The sequence below is a fragment of the Pseudomonas sp. GM49 genome, from assembly GCF_000282355.1.
Taxonomy (GTDB): Bacteria; Pseudomonadota; Gammaproteobacteria; order Pseudomonadales; family Pseudomonadaceae; genus Aquipseudomonas.
Genome location: NZ_AKJL01000305.1, coordinates 1 through 15,815, shown reverse-complemented (window position 1 = coordinate 15,815; position 15,815 = coordinate 1). Strand labels below are relative to the sequence as shown.

General features: G+C 52.8%; 14 protein-coding genes and 1 pseudogene. 5 read left to right on the top strand and 10 right to left on the bottom strand.

Annotated features, from left to right (window positions below; all coding sequences use genetic code 11):
* The first annotated feature begins 84 nt into the window (after nt 1–84).
* A complete protein-coding gene (locus PMI29_RS02685; protein ID WP_008003568.1) occupies nt 85–291 on the top strand; it encodes a helix-turn-helix domain-containing protein in 207 nt (68 codons plus the stop codon).
* Nucleotides 292–436: 145 nt separating this feature from the next.
* Here PMI29_RS02685 and PMI29_RS30635 read toward each other — a convergent pair whose 3' ends face one another.
* The 5 genes and pseudogenes from PMI29_RS30635 to PMI29_RS31550 form a co-directional block, all read right to left on the bottom strand.
* Complete coding sequence (locus PMI29_RS30635; protein WP_008003567.1) at nt 437–844, bottom strand: hypothetical protein; 408 nt, start codon at nt 842–844, stop codon at nt 437–439.
* Nucleotides 845–848: 4 nt separating this feature from the next.
* Nucleotides 849–3,143, bottom strand: a complete 2,295-nt coding sequence (locus PMI29_RS31555) for a hypothetical protein (RefSeq protein WP_008003566.1) — start codon at nt 3,141–3,143, stop codon at nt 849–851.
* Entirely contained in the window at nt 3,136–4,788 is a 1,653-nt protein-coding gene (locus PMI29_RS02690; protein ID WP_008003564.1) for a hypothetical protein, read from the bottom strand. The genes PMI29_RS31555 and PMI29_RS02690 overlap by 8 nt, the downstream gene beginning before the upstream one ends.
* Nucleotides 4,788–6,032, bottom strand: a complete 1,245-nt coding sequence (locus tag PMI29_RS02695; RefSeq protein WP_008003562.1) for a site-specific integrase — start codon at nt 6,030–6,032, stop codon at nt 4,788–4,790. Before PMI29_RS02695 ends, PMI29_RS02690 begins: the two co-directional genes overlap by 1 nt.
* A gap of 150 nt (nt 6,033–6,182) precedes the next feature.
* Nucleotides 6,183–6,311, bottom strand: a pseudogene (locus PMI29_RS31550) (tRNA 2-thiocytidine(32) synthetase TtcA); the annotation flags it as partial.
* 283 nt (nt 6,312–6,594) lie between these two features.
* Between PMI29_RS31550 and PMI29_RS02700 the strand changes: the two are divergent.
* Together PMI29_RS02700 and PMI29_RS02705 are read left to right on the top strand one after the other, a co-directional pair.
* Nucleotides 6,595–7,197: a Yip1 family protein gene (locus tag PMI29_RS02700; protein ID WP_008003560.1), complete on the top strand. Its 603-nt coding sequence runs from the start codon at nt 6,595–6,597 to the stop codon at nt 7,195–7,197.
* A gap of 156 nt (nt 7,198–7,353) precedes the next feature.
* Nucleotides 7,354–7,848: a SprT family zinc-dependent metalloprotease gene (locus PMI29_RS02705; protein ID WP_008003559.1), complete on the top strand. Its 495-nt coding sequence runs from the start codon at nt 7,354–7,356 to the stop codon at nt 7,846–7,848.
* 120 nt (nt 7,849–7,968) lie between these two features.
* Here the strand turns inward: PMI29_RS02705 and PMI29_RS02710 are convergent, their stop codons facing one another.
* Nucleotides 7,969–9,150, bottom strand: a complete 1,182-nt coding sequence (locus PMI29_RS02710) for a CaiB/BaiF CoA transferase family protein (RefSeq protein ID WP_008003557.1) — start codon at nt 9,148–9,150, stop codon at nt 7,969–7,971.
* A gap of 144 nt (nt 9,151–9,294) precedes the next feature.
* The gene (locus tag PMI29_RS02715; RefSeq protein WP_008003555.1) at nt 9,295–10,629 is read right to left on the bottom strand and encodes a dicarboxylate/amino acid:cation symporter; all 1,335 of its coding nucleotides are present in this window, start codon (nt 10,627–10,629) and stop codon (nt 9,295–9,297) included.
* Nucleotides 10,630–10,967: 338 nt separating this feature from the next.
* Between PMI29_RS02715 and PMI29_RS02720 the strand changes: the two genes are divergently transcribed.
* Nucleotides 10,968–11,966: an AraC family transcriptional regulator gene (locus PMI29_RS02720; RefSeq protein WP_008003554.1), complete on the top strand. Its 999-nt coding sequence runs from the start codon at nt 10,968–10,970 to the stop codon at nt 11,964–11,966.
* Nucleotides 11,967–12,088: 122 nt separating this feature from the next.
* Here PMI29_RS02720 and PMI29_RS02725 read toward each other — a convergent pair whose 3' ends face one another.
* The 3 genes from PMI29_RS02725 to PMI29_RS02735 form a co-directional block, all read right to left on the bottom strand.
* On the bottom strand, nt 12,089–13,435 hold the full coding sequence (locus PMI29_RS02725) for an ATP-binding protein (RefSeq protein WP_008003552.1): 1,347 nt from the start codon (nt 13,433–13,435) through the stop codon (nt 12,089–12,091).
* A complete protein-coding gene (locus PMI29_RS02730; protein ID WP_008003550.1) occupies nt 13,432–14,109 on the bottom strand; it encodes a response regulator transcription factor in 678 nt (225 codons plus the stop codon). Before PMI29_RS02730 ends, PMI29_RS02725 begins: the two co-directional genes overlap by 4 nt.
* Before the next feature lie 120 nt (nt 14,110–14,229).
* Nucleotides 14,230–14,832: a membrane protein gene (locus PMI29_RS02735; RefSeq protein ID WP_008003549.1), complete on the bottom strand. Its 603-nt coding sequence runs from the start codon at nt 14,830–14,832 to the stop codon at nt 14,230–14,232.
* Between the two features lie 145 nt (nt 14,833–14,977).
* Between PMI29_RS02735 and PMI29_RS02740 the strand changes: the two genes are divergently transcribed.
* Nucleotides 14,978–15,769 (top strand): dienelactone hydrolase family protein, encoded by a 792-nt coding sequence (locus tag PMI29_RS02740; RefSeq protein WP_008003547.1) that lies wholly within the window; start codon nt 14,978–14,980, stop codon nt 15,767–15,769.
* The last annotated feature ends 46 nt before the right edge of the window (nt 15,770–15,815 follow it).

Below are 15,815 nucleotides of genomic sequence, written 5' to 3'. Positions count from 1 at the left end.
TTTAAACAAAAATACGGATTATAGTCCGTGGCCGATTCGTCCGCAAACGCTCGATAGTCCTTCCTCATGTGTGTCGAGGCGGCTATGGGGAATCTGGCGGAAGAATTGGGGAAAAAGATCAGGCAAGCGAGGAAAGCGAAAGGTCTATCGCAAGACGTCTTCGCTCTAATTTGCCAAGTAGACCGTAGCTATATGGGGCGAATTGAGCGAGGAGAAGTCAATATTACGGTCGAAAAGTTGTACCAGATTGCTGAAAGCCTTGAATGTGCCCCAGCAGAACTATTACCGTAGAAAATTTATGAAAGATGATAAGTCAGACAACACAAAACTTCATTATTACACGCCAACTAAACCACGCGAGACTTCCAAAATAAAAATTTCGCCATACTCTAAAGATTTCAAAATACAGACATGAGACAATTTAACACATTACATATTAGTCCTTTTGTATTTCCTCAGGCCTCCTCTTAACTAAAGCATAGAGATCTAGATTGGGGATTGCTCCCGCATTCAAGAGCATTCTTTCAATCATTCGAAGTTGCTCAGCATTATTTTTCTTTAGTACTTCAACCTCAGCCTTCAGGTTCTCTATCTGCTCAACCAGCTTCACGTCAGAAGCTGTGATTTTTGTGTAGAGTGAGGGTGATGCGCCACGAAGTTGCGCTTTTTTGTTTTTATAGGATGCACTTATACCCACATAAGTGCAGAGAGTTTGTCTTGTCGTTTTTATTGCGAGTTCAAGCTGAACCCTTGTTACCAGTGCATCCCAAGTAAGCTTGCCCGTCCATTTGGCCAGCATAATTTCTATTTTACGTTGCTCTTGTGCGGATATTTTTGGCGTCACGAAGTCAAAACTCCTTATCAGAAAGACCGAAACTTGACAAAAGCGAGCACAAATCGGGATTAACATGAGCGCTTACGCTCGCAACACCACTTTCAATTACATCTCTCAGTCGCGTCTCAAAATCCGGGAGGGCACACGCAACCTTTGTAATGACCATCGTCTGCAAGTCAACCAGATGAAACTGAGAACTTTTGTTCGAGTAACGAATTGTCGTACCTAAAGGGCTATCTTTCATCAAGCTAATAAGTAAAGAAAGTATATAAGTATTCCGAGAGTGGATTACATACCATTTCTTCATTGCCGTAGATGTTGATAAACGAATATCGCCTGCCACCGACTCTAGCCTCACAGTTTGAAACGCTAAGTCTTTTTCAAGAAAATCTATAGCGCTCTCATCGCCTGCAATGTAGCAAGTCTCAGGGCACATAAAACACTGAGAGATGAAATCATTCAAATAATTGCACGGGTTAACATGTAAATTTTGAGCACAGAGACCCGTCGAGGTGAGCGAGGCCGGTAGATTCGTAGCGCTCTTAATCTGCTCTTTGGAAAAAGTCCTAATAGAGCTTTGGTCGATCTCGGGCGGATTCACTATTGCACTTACTCGACTCGCTTTTATTTCATCACTCGTATGGATATAAGTATGAGTTTGTTCAGCACTTTTCCTGCCCGACCAAGCAGTAATTATTTCGATGGGAATATCACTTAAATCTGCCAATGTATTTGTTAGGTGGCGCAACTTATTTGGCGTAAGCGATAATTCTGATGAATACCCATAATCAAAAAAAATAGAATCTCTATTTTTAGGCGGACAAAGTCGACTTAGAATCGAGCTTCCTAGAGAAGCTAAAGGCACCATCGCGTAATTTGTCTTCTTAAGTATCTTTCCACCTCCCCCCCAGTTTTGGGCATCTCCATGAAACCAGCTACCTAAGAAACAAAACAAGGCGTTTTTCAGCTTAATGCATGATTCACCGTTAGAAAATGAAAACGGAAACTCGGGTAGGATCGTCTTTCTATAAAACGAAACCCACCAATCCTGTACCTCTCCGATCGTTACAACATCTTTGCCAGCAAATAATTTCGGGAGCTGCGTGTACCCGAATAAAGACGGCAGCCCGGATAACATAGCGTTTTTAGACGCAGATACAGAGACCTGATCATCTGACCGCAAAGAGAAAATTGATTTATTTTCAAAAAAACGACCTCTATGGCTCGTATAAACGCACGTTAAATCAGCTCCTTTTTTTAAAACCGGAACGTTATCATCAACTCCGTAAAAACCTAATGCATATCCTAAAGTAAAAAGATTTGGTCGTTGACTTAGAGATACATTTTTCTTTAACTCTGGCTCAATCTCGAACTTTCCAAGCAACGCTTTCCAACCCCGGTTAGGTTTTTCATAGAATCTACAAAGTATTCTTGCGGGCTCACATGTATTATAAAAGAAATTCACGGCTTTATTGATCGGTTGAGCTAGCGCAGAAAGCACATGATTTTTATTATTCTTGTATCCTTTGCTTCCAATCCAATCAAGATAATAAACCAGTTCTCCTTTACCCTCCGAGTGAGACTGAAGCTTTTGTTTGGGAAGGAGTGGAATTTCTGCAGAAGCGCGATTAGGTGATGCTAGAGACAAAAGGGTAGACGTTACCACCAATGCATCATTTATTTTTATTTCCATACCAGGGCGCAACGAGCCGCTTTCATCTACATGTTCGAATACTGTTGTAAAAATATTACCTAAGGCTATAACTGCACTCATATCAGGAAGTTTATCCAGCTTTTTATCGAAACTGGCATGACCCGACCTGTCTCGGCTTTCAACTCCCTTTAAATCAATTTTCCTCATCACGCCCTTGTCAGCACAGAATTCGAAAAAAGAGCGCAGACGGCCAGCAACTCGCCTTCCCAAGTTAAGGCTCCGAACTGTGGATTCTGACTGGATGTAAAGATCTCCATCCATAAACGATAACAACTTTCTAGCGGCTGATGTTCTAGCCCTTTTCTCGCTAGCAGACAAATTTGTATTCGTTGTTTCGATGATCCACACTTTTACCAAATAATTATAAGGATGAGGAAGGGCATCTGTCGGCAGACCACCGGCATTGCCTCTTCCCTTTTTTCCATGGATGCCGCAGAGCAACCTATTACTGCGACCAGTGTTTGGGTCAATGTGATACCAAATCGAATCATCAAAATCCGCCTTCTTTCCGCCAGGCCCCTCAAACTGTTCCAGATCCAACTCCCGATACAAAACAATGAGGGCTTCCAATCGGTCTAAGTACTTGTTAATCATCTCTTGACAGCTTCCTTGCAAGGGTTTCATCGCAAACAGCTATAGTCAATTTGATCCAAACAATCTGTCGCTCTAATTTTTCAATACTACGGATATAAAGAGGATTAAGTAGGGCGTTGCGATTGACCATAAGCTTGTCCTCCGCTGCCTCTAAAACCGACCTGTGATCGGCCTCAAGCATAGGTAGAAAATTAGGACACCCATAACACCCCAATGGTCTCCCCATAACGGTAGAGCAGGTATCGCATACACGCTCATTTCGCGGACCACCAATAGGCTTAAAGTTATGATCAACTATAGCTTCGTCTGTTTCTCGCTTCACAATCAAAACAGTGCTAAATAAATTTCTAAGAAACTCATTGCCTATATACTTTGAGTCAATCTCTCGCCTGGATTCGTAATCCAAGTCAATGTAATGTCTTGCAGCTGGTTCTGTTACACCGGTTATTTTGGCTAATTGAGCGGCGGAAAGCCCATCTTGAGCGCCTCGAGTTAACACAGTGTGACGAACCCTATTGGAACTGGCTATGCAATCGACTACACGATCAGAATTGGGACGTATATTCCTCATGGCGTTTGTTATGGTAGACTCTGATACATGGTAGGCGGTGGAGCGTGAAGAAAAAAGACTTTTAAAAAAATCTAATGACTCGCCCTTTATAGAAAACATGCTGACATCGGGAAACATAGGGATATCATTCATCAAACTCAAGAGTTCGGCCTTATCAACTTGAATTCCCGATGACTTCATTAACAGCTCTAGTCCTTCAAAGACTATGCTTTTAAACTTAATGAGCGCATCAGATAACTCCTCAGAAATGTATAGTGGATAGCGCTCGGGACATTCACGTGAAAAAAGCATCCCAGTAGATTTAGCAATAAACACCCTAAGCTGTAGGGTCCCGCCCCCTAAATTGCCAATCTCATCCACAGACCGTATAGCTGCATCATGAAAACTTGAACCTGAGGGAATCAGATCTGACCATTTCATAAGCGCAATTTGAATTGGTCGACGTACAATAGATATCAGCAACTTATTAGTTACCAAATTCTTGAGTACGCCGTAATGCATTGATGATTGATAAAAAGAAAAATCTCGTTCAACAGCCCAGTTAAATCGCTGCAGATTTTCATTGATCAGCTTTGCTAATGAATCAAACTCAATATCGTTAAATGCACCTGTGGACGAATCAAGCGCATTGAATTTATTTTTATCTAGATGTGTTCTTGTAAATTTGTGAACTTCATTAAATTGCTGATTACCCATCTTAGATAAAGTTCCAAAAAACTGATTCAGAGCTTTCTTCATATTTACTTTCAGGCCACTCCAAATTGCCTTGATTTTATTCAAAGTTGGGATTCCACCCAACATAAATGGCCTTACATTTGAAATAACACCGCTCGCAGTACTAGCGGCCTTGGTTCGCACATAATATGTAAAAACATCTAGAATCAAACGTTTTTCTTTATCTGACATTTCCGATTTGTGGACCCATTCAACGCTAACCCGTGCGCCTTTCCAATTATTTGGAAGTATTTCCCACACGTCATCTAACTCGTTTACCATCAAACCGGATTTAGCCGAGAACAATGAAGGCGCCTGTTCAGCTTTAGCCGACGACACCTCTTCTTTTTTCTGGATCATTATTTCTGGTTCACACGTTGCTGATGCGCCTTCGACAGTTCCCTTGCTTTAAGCGCTAGACGCCTATCATTGTAAACGTTGATCATGGTCGTATTTTGTGACCATCCCATAGCGTACTTTCTAACGTCTTCACGAAGAACTGGATCTGTCCCAACCCGCTCCGCCTCCTTATCAAAAATCTCATTCCATTTGTGACGCAGCATATGAGGGTGCACATGAAACCCCAGGCTTTTCGAAACAGTTTGGAAAATCGAATTTATTGATTTCAAGGATAGAGGTTGACCCGCAGTCCCTTTAGAATCATTTTCGCTGATCAGGAAAAAATCATGATATTGAGCACGAGAAAATTCAGTACGAATCTGATCAATATAAAACTTAGCATTAACCATTAAATTTTTCCCAACCGTAGCTAGGTGCGCTTTTGTCTTTTGGTTGGGTTTTTCAGCACGAGGATCTGTGGACTCGTTTTCAGATCTGTAGATAGATACCTGGTCATAAGTTCCATAGAAATGAAAGTCTGAAATTTTCAATTTCGCAAGGGCGCCTCTTCTAATACCACTACTTACTAACATATTGACTATTAAATAATTTCTAATCCTCGAAGCCTTGAATGGGTTATTCGGAGAAGAAGGCATCATTATCTCCATAAACTTCATGAAAACCTCATCAGGAATCACCGACTCTTCAACTCCCCTTACTTCCTGCCCATCATCCTCCTTAAGGTCATCTTCATCTAGTTTGATTTTGGAAGTCAGCCTAGCGAATCGCTCTTTGATTTCGTATTCAATCCCGTGCACATCGTGAAACTGCTCAAATAACCAAGTTAGAAAAGCTCGAAGTCTTCTGATGCGACCTTGCAATGTTCCTCTAGATACCTTTGCCATGCCTTTTTGATTGGCGGCAATCACATTCCTGAGATGCTTATCATTTATTCGAAAGGACTTTATGTTTAAGCTCGAATCACACGCATCCTTAATCAAACAACATCTATCATAAAACTGCATATACTCTTTCTGAGAGATTAACTTTCCAGACGAAATCCGCCCAGGTAAAAATATATTTCTTTCAGAAAAGTGCTGAAGCACGAGCAAAAGTTCGTTGGCGTATCGGAATCTTGTATTGGGCGCTTTAGAAGACAATGCCCCATTGAGATAGCACGAAACATACGGATCGATAGGGCAATCCGCATCATCCACTATGGATACAAAAGGTATCGAATTGTATTGGTATCGTCTGACTTTCATTGACAAAATACCTAGTCCAATAACCATTCAGTGAAGGCTAGGCTGGAAAATAGCTTTGTCAAATTAAAGCGGGAGAAGATTGATACCCAGCGGGCTATGAAGAAAAGATTTACGGATTTTTGTGTTTTACAAAAAAATTGTTGCTTATAACTTGCCACCGGACAGGCAGACCATGACCTTGTCGCCGTCTTCAATCATGTTGAAATCGGCAACCGCCTCACCGGCCTGTCGGCGAAGGCGCTTTTGCAGTTTGTTCTGGTTGACCGTGAGAGTGCCCATGACGCGAAATCCGTGAGGTGTGACGAAAGGCCCGCATTTTACGCAAAAACGCTTCAGGGGCGAAGTGCCTCGCCACAGATGTCATACCGCACAGACCCGACGGCGATTAACAACCGGGTTTACAGCGCGATTTGCTCTAATGCCCCTACTCCTTCTGGGGAAACTCCTCCCTATACTGCGACATAAGGTCGCATATTATCTTCAGACCTATGACTTGCCTGGCCGCATTGGCCTGTAGGCGCTCCACTGGGGGGCGACGGTAAAAACAAGAGGAGTGACTGGCATGATCCATCACGTAGTGGGGCTCTTCACCCACCCTGACCAAGAATGGAAAGAAATCCGTGGCGACCAGGAGGAAAGCATCAGCCACATGTACCTGACCCATACGCTGATCCTGGCGGCGATCCCCGCCGTATCTGCCTTTATTGGCACCACACAGGTCGGCTGGGTCATCGGCAATCGGCCTCCCGTGATGCTGACCGTAGAAAGCGCGGTATGGATGACAATCATGTCGTACCTGGCGATGCTCGGTGGTGTAGCGGTAATGGGCGCATTCATCCACTGGATGGCCCGCACCTATGACGCCAACCCAAGCCTCGCCCGCTGCATTGCGTTTGCAACCTACACCGCTACACCGCTGTTCATCGGCGGCCTCGCCGCCTTGTACCCGCACTTGTGGCTGGGGATGATCGTCGGCACCGCAGCCATCTGCTACACGGTGTACCTGCTGTATGTGGGCTTACCGACATTCATGAACATTCCATCTGACGAGGGCTTCCTGTTTTCAAGTTCGGTGCTCGCCGTAGGCCTGGTGGTGCTGGTCGCCATCATGGCGTTCACCGTGATTGTCTGGGGACTCGGCGTGGGGCCGGTCTACACCAGTTAGCCGCACATCACTGAAAATCAGAACTGCCGACAAAGGCCGCCGCAAGGCGGCCTTTTCATCTTCAGGGCCGAGAAGGCACACGACCATTCGGCAACCTGGTGATTCGCAAGGCCCGAGGGTTGCGGCATACTCGAGCGCTCTGGAGATCCATCAAGCATGCCCGAGCAACTCAATACCCGCGTCGAAGACTGCTTCCAACTAGCCGAATCCTTTTTCAAACGACCTTTCAAGCGCCCCGTGGTGAGCCTCAAGCTGCGCGGGCAGAAAGCCGGTGTCGCGCATTTGCACGAGAACCTGCTGCGCTTCAATCCGCAGCTGTACCGGGAAAACACCGAAGATTTTCTCAAGCAGACCGTGGCCCATGAAGTCGCGCACCTGATCGCCCATCAGCTGTTCGGCGAGAGCATCCAGCCCCATGGCGAAGAGTGGCAATTGATCATGCGCGGCGTGTACGAACTGCCGCCCAACCGCTGCCACACCTATGACGTCAAACGCCGCAGCGTGACCCGCTACATCTACAAGTGCCCGTGCGCCGACAGCGACTTCCCGTTCTCGGCCCAGCGCCACAGCCTGGTTCGGCAAGGGCGGCGGTATTTGTGCCGGCGGTGTCGCCACACCTTGGTGTTCAGTGGGGAGATGCGGGTCGAGTAGTTGTTCTTTTGGTGACTGCACTGGCCTCATCGCGAGCAAGCTCGCTCCCACAGGGGATATTTGGCGCGATGCAAATCCAGTGTGGGAGCGAGCTTGCTCGCGATAGCGGCCTGACAGGCCCTAGAGAATCACCTTGGCCCGCCGCAACGCCTCAATCCGCTGCGCACTGAACCCCAACTCCCCCAACACCTGATCCGTATGCTGCCCCAGCACCGCGCCTATATGCCGAGGCTCAGGCAACCCTTGCGAAAACTTCAGCGGGCACGCCATCTGCGCCTGGGCTGAACCATCGCCCCGCGGCACGTTGGTCACCAGCTCCCGGGCCTGCAACTGCGGATGACGCAGCGCTTCTCCCAGGTTCAACACCGGCTCGACACAAGCATCCATTTCGGCGAACAACGCGCACAACTCGGCAAAATCATGCTTTTCAAATTCGACCCTCAGCGCGTCTTTAAGCTGTTTCTGATCTGCCGGTTGCGGTGACAGGCCGAGGTCGGCCAGTTCCTCCAGCCCCAACGCCGTGCACAACTGTTTCATGAATACCGGTTCCAGGCTGCCCACCGACAGCCAGCGCCCATCCCCGGAGCGGTAGTAATCGTAGAAGCTGCCGCCATTGAGCACCTGGTTTTCCAGGCCCGGTTCGATGCCACAGGCCAGATACCCGGCACCCGACATCGCATTCAGGCTGAACGCGCAGTCGGTCATGCTGACATCCAGGTGCTGGCCCTGACCGGTTTGCTGCCGGGCAATGACCGCCGCCAGCAAGCCAATCACCCCGTGCAGCGAGCCACCGGCGACATCCGCCACCTGCATGCCCAACGGCAGCGGCCCACTGTCGGCACGGCCGGTGTAACTCGCCAGCCCGGACAGGGCCAGATAGTTGATGTCGTGGCCGGCGCGGTCCTTGTAGGGACCGGTCTGGCCATAGCCGGTGATCGACACATAAATCAGTTTCGGATTGATCGCCTTCAGGGCTTCGTAACCCAGGCCCAGGCGCGCCATGACACCCGGACGGAACTGCTCGAGCACGATGTCGTAGTCCTGCAGCAACGTCCCGATCACCTCCAGCGCCTCAGGCTGTTTGAGATCCAGGGCGAGGCTGCGCTTGTTGCGGTTGAGGTAGGCATGACTGGCCGACACTCCTTGATCGTGGGGCGGCAACACCCGCAGCAGATCCAGGCGGGTCGGTGATTCGATGCGCAGCACTTCGGCACCCATGTCCGCCAGCAACAACGAGGCGAATGGCCCCGGCAGCAGTGTCGAGAAATCCAGAACCTTGAGTGATGCCAGTGGACCGAGCATGAGCGTTCTCCCTTTACGATGCCCACAGCCTAGGCAGCCGATTGCTTTGCAGCAATCACCTTATACGCCACGTGCAGTGACCGTTACGCTCAAACGCCGGGCATGAAAAAACCCGCCGAAGCGGGTTTTTCATTACAACAAGGCTTACTTGGCGTTCGTCGGGGTTGCCCCTTCGACGTGGCCCAGAACATCGTCTTTAGGCTCGTCGGCAATGCCGCGACCGCCCGAGGCCAGCTCCGCTTGCAGCACGTCGGTGTCCAGTTCCTTGACCCACTTGGCCACAACAATGGTGGCCACGGCGTTACCGACCAGGTTGGTCAGGGCACGGGCTTCGGACATGAAGCGGTCGATGCCGAGGATCAGCGCCAGGCCGGCAACCGGCAGGTGGCCAACAGCGGACAGGGTGGCTGCCAGTACGATGAAGCCCGAACCAGTCACACCGGCGGCGCCTTTGGAGGACAGCAACAACACCACCAGCAGGGTGATCTGGTGCGTGATGTCCATGTGGGTATCGGTGGCTTGGGCAATGAACACCGCAGCCATGGTCAGGTAGATGGCGGTACCGTCGAGGTTGAACGAGTAACCGGTCGGAATCACCAGACCCACGACAGATTTCTGCGCGCCCAGACGCTCCATCTTGATCAGCATCCGTGGCAGTACCGATTCCGAAGAAGAAGTACCCAGCACGATCAGCAGTTCCTCACGGATGTAGCGGATCATTTTCAAAACGCTGAAGCCGTGCATGCGGGCAATGCCGCCCAGCACGATCAGGATGAACAACAGGCAGGTGATGTAGAAGCACGCCATCAACTGACCCAACTGCACCAGCGAGCCGACACCGTAGGCACCGATGGTGAACGCCATCGCACCGAAGGCACCGATTGGCGCGAGCTTCATGATCATGTTGATGATGTTGAACATCACATGGGCGAAGCGATCGATGAAGTCGAGGATCGGCTTGCCGTAGGCACCCAGGCGATGCAGGGCGAAACCGAAGATCACCGAGAACATCAGCACTTGCAGGATGTCGCCCGTGGCGAACGCGCCGACGATGGTGGTCGGGATCACGTTGAGCAGGAAGCCGACCACGCTTTGATCGGCACCGGCCGCGACGTAGGTAGCGACTTTGGAAGCATCCAGTGTACTCACGTCGATGTGCATGCCAGCGCCTGGCTGCACGACGTTGACCACGACCAGACCCACCAGCAAAGCGATGGTCGAAACGATTTCAAAGTAAAGGAGTGCGTAACCGCCAGTCTTGCCGACCGCTTTCATGTCCTGCATGCCGGCGATACCGCTGACGACGGTACAGAAGATGATCGGGGCGATGATCATTTTGATCAGTTTGATGAACCCGTCACCCAGCGGCTTTACCGCCACACCGAGCTGCGGATAGAAGTGACCGAGCAAGATACCGATGACAATTGCAACGATCACCTGGAAATACAGGGATTTGTACAGTGGCTGACGAGTCGTCATTGCAAAGTTCCTCAAGGGTGCCCGGTGACAACATCCATCTGTTGCCCGCAACACCGCAATTGCGAACCCTCCTGCACTGGAGGGATTTGTTTTTTCGAGCTGCGCAACGGCAGGCATCTGCTCGTTGTATCGCAAGGCCCGTGCCACCTTCCGTAAAAACCCTGCAAGCCTTTTGATATCAGGGGTTGCAGCGAATTCCTTGTCACCGAACGGTTACTAGCATGTGGCGGGTTTCCGCCCTTCCACTAATAGTCGCCCTGCAATTTGGCGGATATCCGCCCTGTTCATGCCCGCAGTGCGCAGCTACCATCCGTCGATCAACGGTCAGATCTGCTGCCATGCGCGAACGCACCATTGCCAGTCATTTCGCTCGCGCCGCCCTGGGTGGTGCGCGTCGGCATGGCTACGACTATTCGGGCCTGCTCCAGCAACTGGGCATCAGCCCCGAGTTGCTGGACGAGCCGCGGGCGCGTATCGCTCCGGAGCAGTTCACCCGACTGATTCAGGCCTTATGGCTGGCACTGGACGACGAGTACCTGGGGTTCGGGCAAGCCCCGAGCAAACCGGGTAGCTTCGCGATGATGGGTCATGCCGTGATCCACTGCCGCAATCTGGATAAGGCACTCAATCGTGGCTTATTGTTTTATAGCCTATTCCCCGGAGCTCCGCGTTTGACCCTGAGCCGCGAGGACGAATGGGTCCGCCTGAGCCTGGACGACGCGCAACTTTGGGACCCGGACCACTTTCTGAGCGAGGCTCTGTTGGTGATCTGGCATCGATTCGGCAGTTGGCTGATCGGCCAGCGCATTCGCCTGGAGCAGGCCACGTTCAGCTACCCCAGGCCCGAACACGGCGCCGAGTACGACCTGCTGTTTTCCTGCCCGCTTGAGTTTTCCAGGCCCCAGAGCAGCCTGTTGTTCCACAGCCGTTACCTGGCCATGCCGCTGTTGCAGGACGAACGCACCCTCAAGCATTTCCTCGAGCGCTCCCCCGCCGACCTGCTCTCGCGCCCGGATGACGGCGACAGTTTGAGCAGCCGCTTGCGGCGCTTGCTCAGCCGCGACAGTTCACGCTGGCCCGACCTCGAAACCGTGGCCACCCACTTGCACATCAGCCCGCAAACCTTGCGCCGGCATCTGCGGGAAGAGGGTTCGAGCTTTCAGGAATTGAAGGACCAGTTGCGCCGGGACATCGCGATTTATCATCTGAGCCGCGCCGACCTGTCGTTGCAACAGATCGCCGAGCAGCTGGGGTTTTCCGAGCCGTCGGCGTTTCACCGGGCGTTCAAGAAGTGGACCGGATTGACACCGGGAGCCTATCGGGCGCAGGAAAGCTGATTTCCAAGGCCGATTTTTTTGAAGTATTCACTGGCCTCATCGCGAGCAAGCTCGCTCCCACAGGTTTATCGCAACCCTTTGTGGGAGCGAGCTTGCTCGCGATGGCGTCCGATAAAACACCACTAAACCACCGGAAAGTGAATCCGGAACGCCGCCCCGCCCATTGGCGAATCCCCCAGCGTCAGCTGGGCGCTGTAGCTTTCGATGATGTCCTTGACCACCGCCAGGCCGATGCCCTGCCCCGGGTGCTGGCGGTCCAGGCGCTCTCCTCGCTCGAGAATCCGTGCGCGCTGATCCTGTGGCACGCCGGGGCCATCGTCCTCGACACACAACTCGGTGCCACCGAGGGTTTCGCGCACGCTGATGCGTACTTCGCCGAGGCACAGGCGATAGGCGTTTTCCAGCAGATTGCCCATCATCTCCAACAGAGCGCCCTGCTCGATCGGTACGTAACACGGGTCGGGCAAATCGAACGCGACGTGCACGCGCTTGTCGCGATAGACCTTGTCCAGCGTGTCGCACAGGCTTTTCAGCACCGGCCGCAAGTGCACCTGATGACGTACCAGACCACTCTTGCGCAGGCTGGCGCGCTGCAACTGGTAGCCGATCTGCTGACTCATGCGTTCGATCTGGGTTTGCAGCACCCAGGCCTGATCGCGATCCTCAGGACGCTGGGCCATGTCTTCACTGACGCCTTGCAACACCGCCAGCGGCGTTTTCAGGCTATGGGCCAGGTCATCGAGAGAATCACGGTAGCGACTGCGCTGCTCACGTTCACTGTGCAGCAAGCGGTTGAGAGAGCCGGTCAGGCGCAGCAATTCCCGGGGATGTTCTTCACTGAGGCTTTCGCGGATGCCACCTTCGATCTGGTCCAGCTCCTGGCTCAAGCGCCGCAATGCCTGCAAGCCCCAGGTCAGACCGATCCACAGCAACGCCAGCAACACCAGCAGTGCCGCGCCAAAACCCAGATAGAGATTTTCCCGCAGGCCTTCGAGGGTCAGTTCGTACTCGCGAACCGGTTGCAGCGCCACGATGCTGAACGCCGCACTTTTACCGCCGAGCAACTTGACCTCGACGTCGTAGACGAAGAACTCCTGGCCATTGGCTTCGCGGATCCGCGCGAACTCGTTGCCACGTCCGTCATAGCGCGGCGTGTAATTGATCTGTTCTTCCCGGGTCGCCTTCGAACGCCAGACCAGATGCCCTTCACGGTCATAGATGTAGCCGAGCAATCGGCTGTCGGTGAGGTTGAAGCGTTCGTCGGGCAATTGCTCCGGCATCTGCAAGCTGTTGTTATCCACCCGGGCGGCAGAGATCAACGTGGTCACGTCCGATGCCAAGCGCTGCTCGATGGAGTCCTGCAACGCCAGGCTGAAGGCCCCCTGCATCGCCGGCAGCAACGCCAGCATGAACAACACCGCCAACAGCGTGGCGGCGAGCATCAAGCGAATGCGCAGCGAACGGATCAAGTGCAACGCTCATTGAACAGGTAGCCCAGGCCGCGCACGGTGTCGATCGGTTTGAACCCATCCGGCCCCTCCAGCTTGCGGCGCAGACGGCCGACCAGCACCTCGATCACATTCGGATCACGCTCGTCGTCATCCGGGTAGAGCTGTTCCATCAAGCGGTCCTTGGGCACCACCTGCTGATGATGGCGCATCAGGTATTCGAGAATGCGGTATTCGTACGCGGTCAGTGCCAGCGGCTGGTCGTCGAGGGACGCCTGCTTGCGATTGAGGTCCAGCAGCAAGGGACCGGCAACGATAGTCGATTGGGTAAAACCGCTGGAGCGGCGTAGCAAGGCATTCAGGCGGGCCTCCAGTTCTTCGAACTGAAACGGCTTGACCACGTAATCGTCGGCGCCGGCGGCCAGGCCTTCGACCTTGTCCTGCCAGTTGCCGCGCGCGGTGAGGATGAGGATCGGGAAGGTTTTGCCACTTGAGCGCAACTGGCGGATCAGGTCGAGCCCGCTCATGCCCGGCAGACCGAGGTCGATCACCGCCAGGTCAAAGTTGAACTGCGCGGTCTGGTACAGCCCCTCCTCGGCGTTGGCCACGGACTCGACCACGTGGCCGCTCTCCGTCAGGCGGGTTTTCAGGTGATGACGCAGCAGCGCTTCATCTTCGACGACCAGCAGTTTCATAACGCTCTCCCGGGCAAATCAACATCTCCAGAGGCGCAACGTCGCACCTCAATAGCTAACATGGCAACGCCGGATCAGTCACTCGGGCTGATCCGGCGCAAGCCGCTCACGAAACGCTTGTCAGAAAGCGTAGTTGGCCGACAGGTAAGTCTGGGCGCTACTGGTCAGGTCCAGCGAACCCTGCTTGCTGCCACCGCGCTCACTCATCTCGGTGCTCGCGTTGCTGCGCAGGTAACGGTAACCCAGTTCAACCGAGGTGTTCTGCGAAACCTGTTGCAGCACACCCACCTGGCCACCGATGGCGTAGCCGATATCGCTGTCGCGGCTGAAGCCTGGCGACTCCTGGGTCATTTTGGTCAGGCCGGCCGTGGCGCCGCCGAACAATTTGGTACTGCCGCCCACCGGGTAGAACAGATCGTAGCTGCCCAGGAGGTTTTCCTGACGCAGTTTAATGCCGTTGTGCGAGCCCGACACGTTGTCGTAAGTGGCGTAGTAACGGCCCTGGCTATTCTGCTGGCCCAGACGCACACCCCAGGTGGTGTCCTTGCCGATCACGCCATCGGCGTTCGGGTGGTTGAGGTTGTCATTCAGGGCGTGGGACTTTTTGACTTTGTCGCTGGTCTGTCCAAGAGTAAGGCTGGCGAAGTTGTCGTCAGACGCGAAGGCCGCGGTGCTCGCGCCCAGAACGGTGAACGCCAGAAGCAGTTTTTTGAATCCAGTCATTGGGGAGTTCCTCATGTGCCGTTTGTTTTTTGGGTACGGGGCAAGGTTACGCACCGCGCCCTGAACTCCCCCTGAACGCAATCTGAACCTGGGCTGAACCGGCCCCTCCCGAATGTTTCGACACGTTTCAAAAGGAGTTCCGACCATGCGCATGTTCTTAGCCGTCCTCCTACTGGCCCTGAGCAGGCTCAGTCAGGCCGCCATCAATACTCAGGAAATTCCCTACCAAAGTGCCGACGGCACGAAAATGATCGGCTATTACGCTTATGACGATGCCATCAAAGGTCCGCGCCCCGGGGTCTTGGTGGTGCATGAGTTCTGGGGGCTGAATGACTACACCAAGCGTCGCGCCCGGGATCTCGCCGGCCTGGGCTACAGCGCCCTGGCCATCGACATGTACGGTGACGGCAAAAATACCGAACACCCCAAAGACGCCATGGCCTTTATGCAAGCGGTGACGAAAGACAGTGCCGTGGGCAGCGCGAGGTTTAACGCCGGACTCGACTTGCTGAAGAAACAGCCACAAACCGACCCGAACAAAATCGCCGCCATCGGCTACTGCTTCGGTGGTGGCGTGGTGCTCAACGCCGCGCGCCAGGGTGTGCCGCTGGCGGGTGTGGTGAGTTTCCATGGTGCGTTGGCAACCAATACGCCGGCAACGCCGGGCAGCGTCAAGGCGAAGATCCTGGTGGAGCACGGGGCGCTGGACAGCATCGTCACCCCGGAGAGCATCAGCGCCTTCAAGAGCGAGATGGACAAGGCCGGGGCCGACTATAAATTCGTCAGTCTCGACGGCGCCAAGCACGGCTTCACCAATCCGGAAGCCGATCGGTTGGGCCATGGCGATCATGGCGGGCCCGACATTGGCTACAACAAGGCTGCGGACGAAAAATCCTGGGCGGACATGCAGGCTTTCTTCAAAAAGATCTTTGGTTAACCCTGACATCTGTGGCGAGGGGGCATTCCGACAAGCCCCCTCGCCA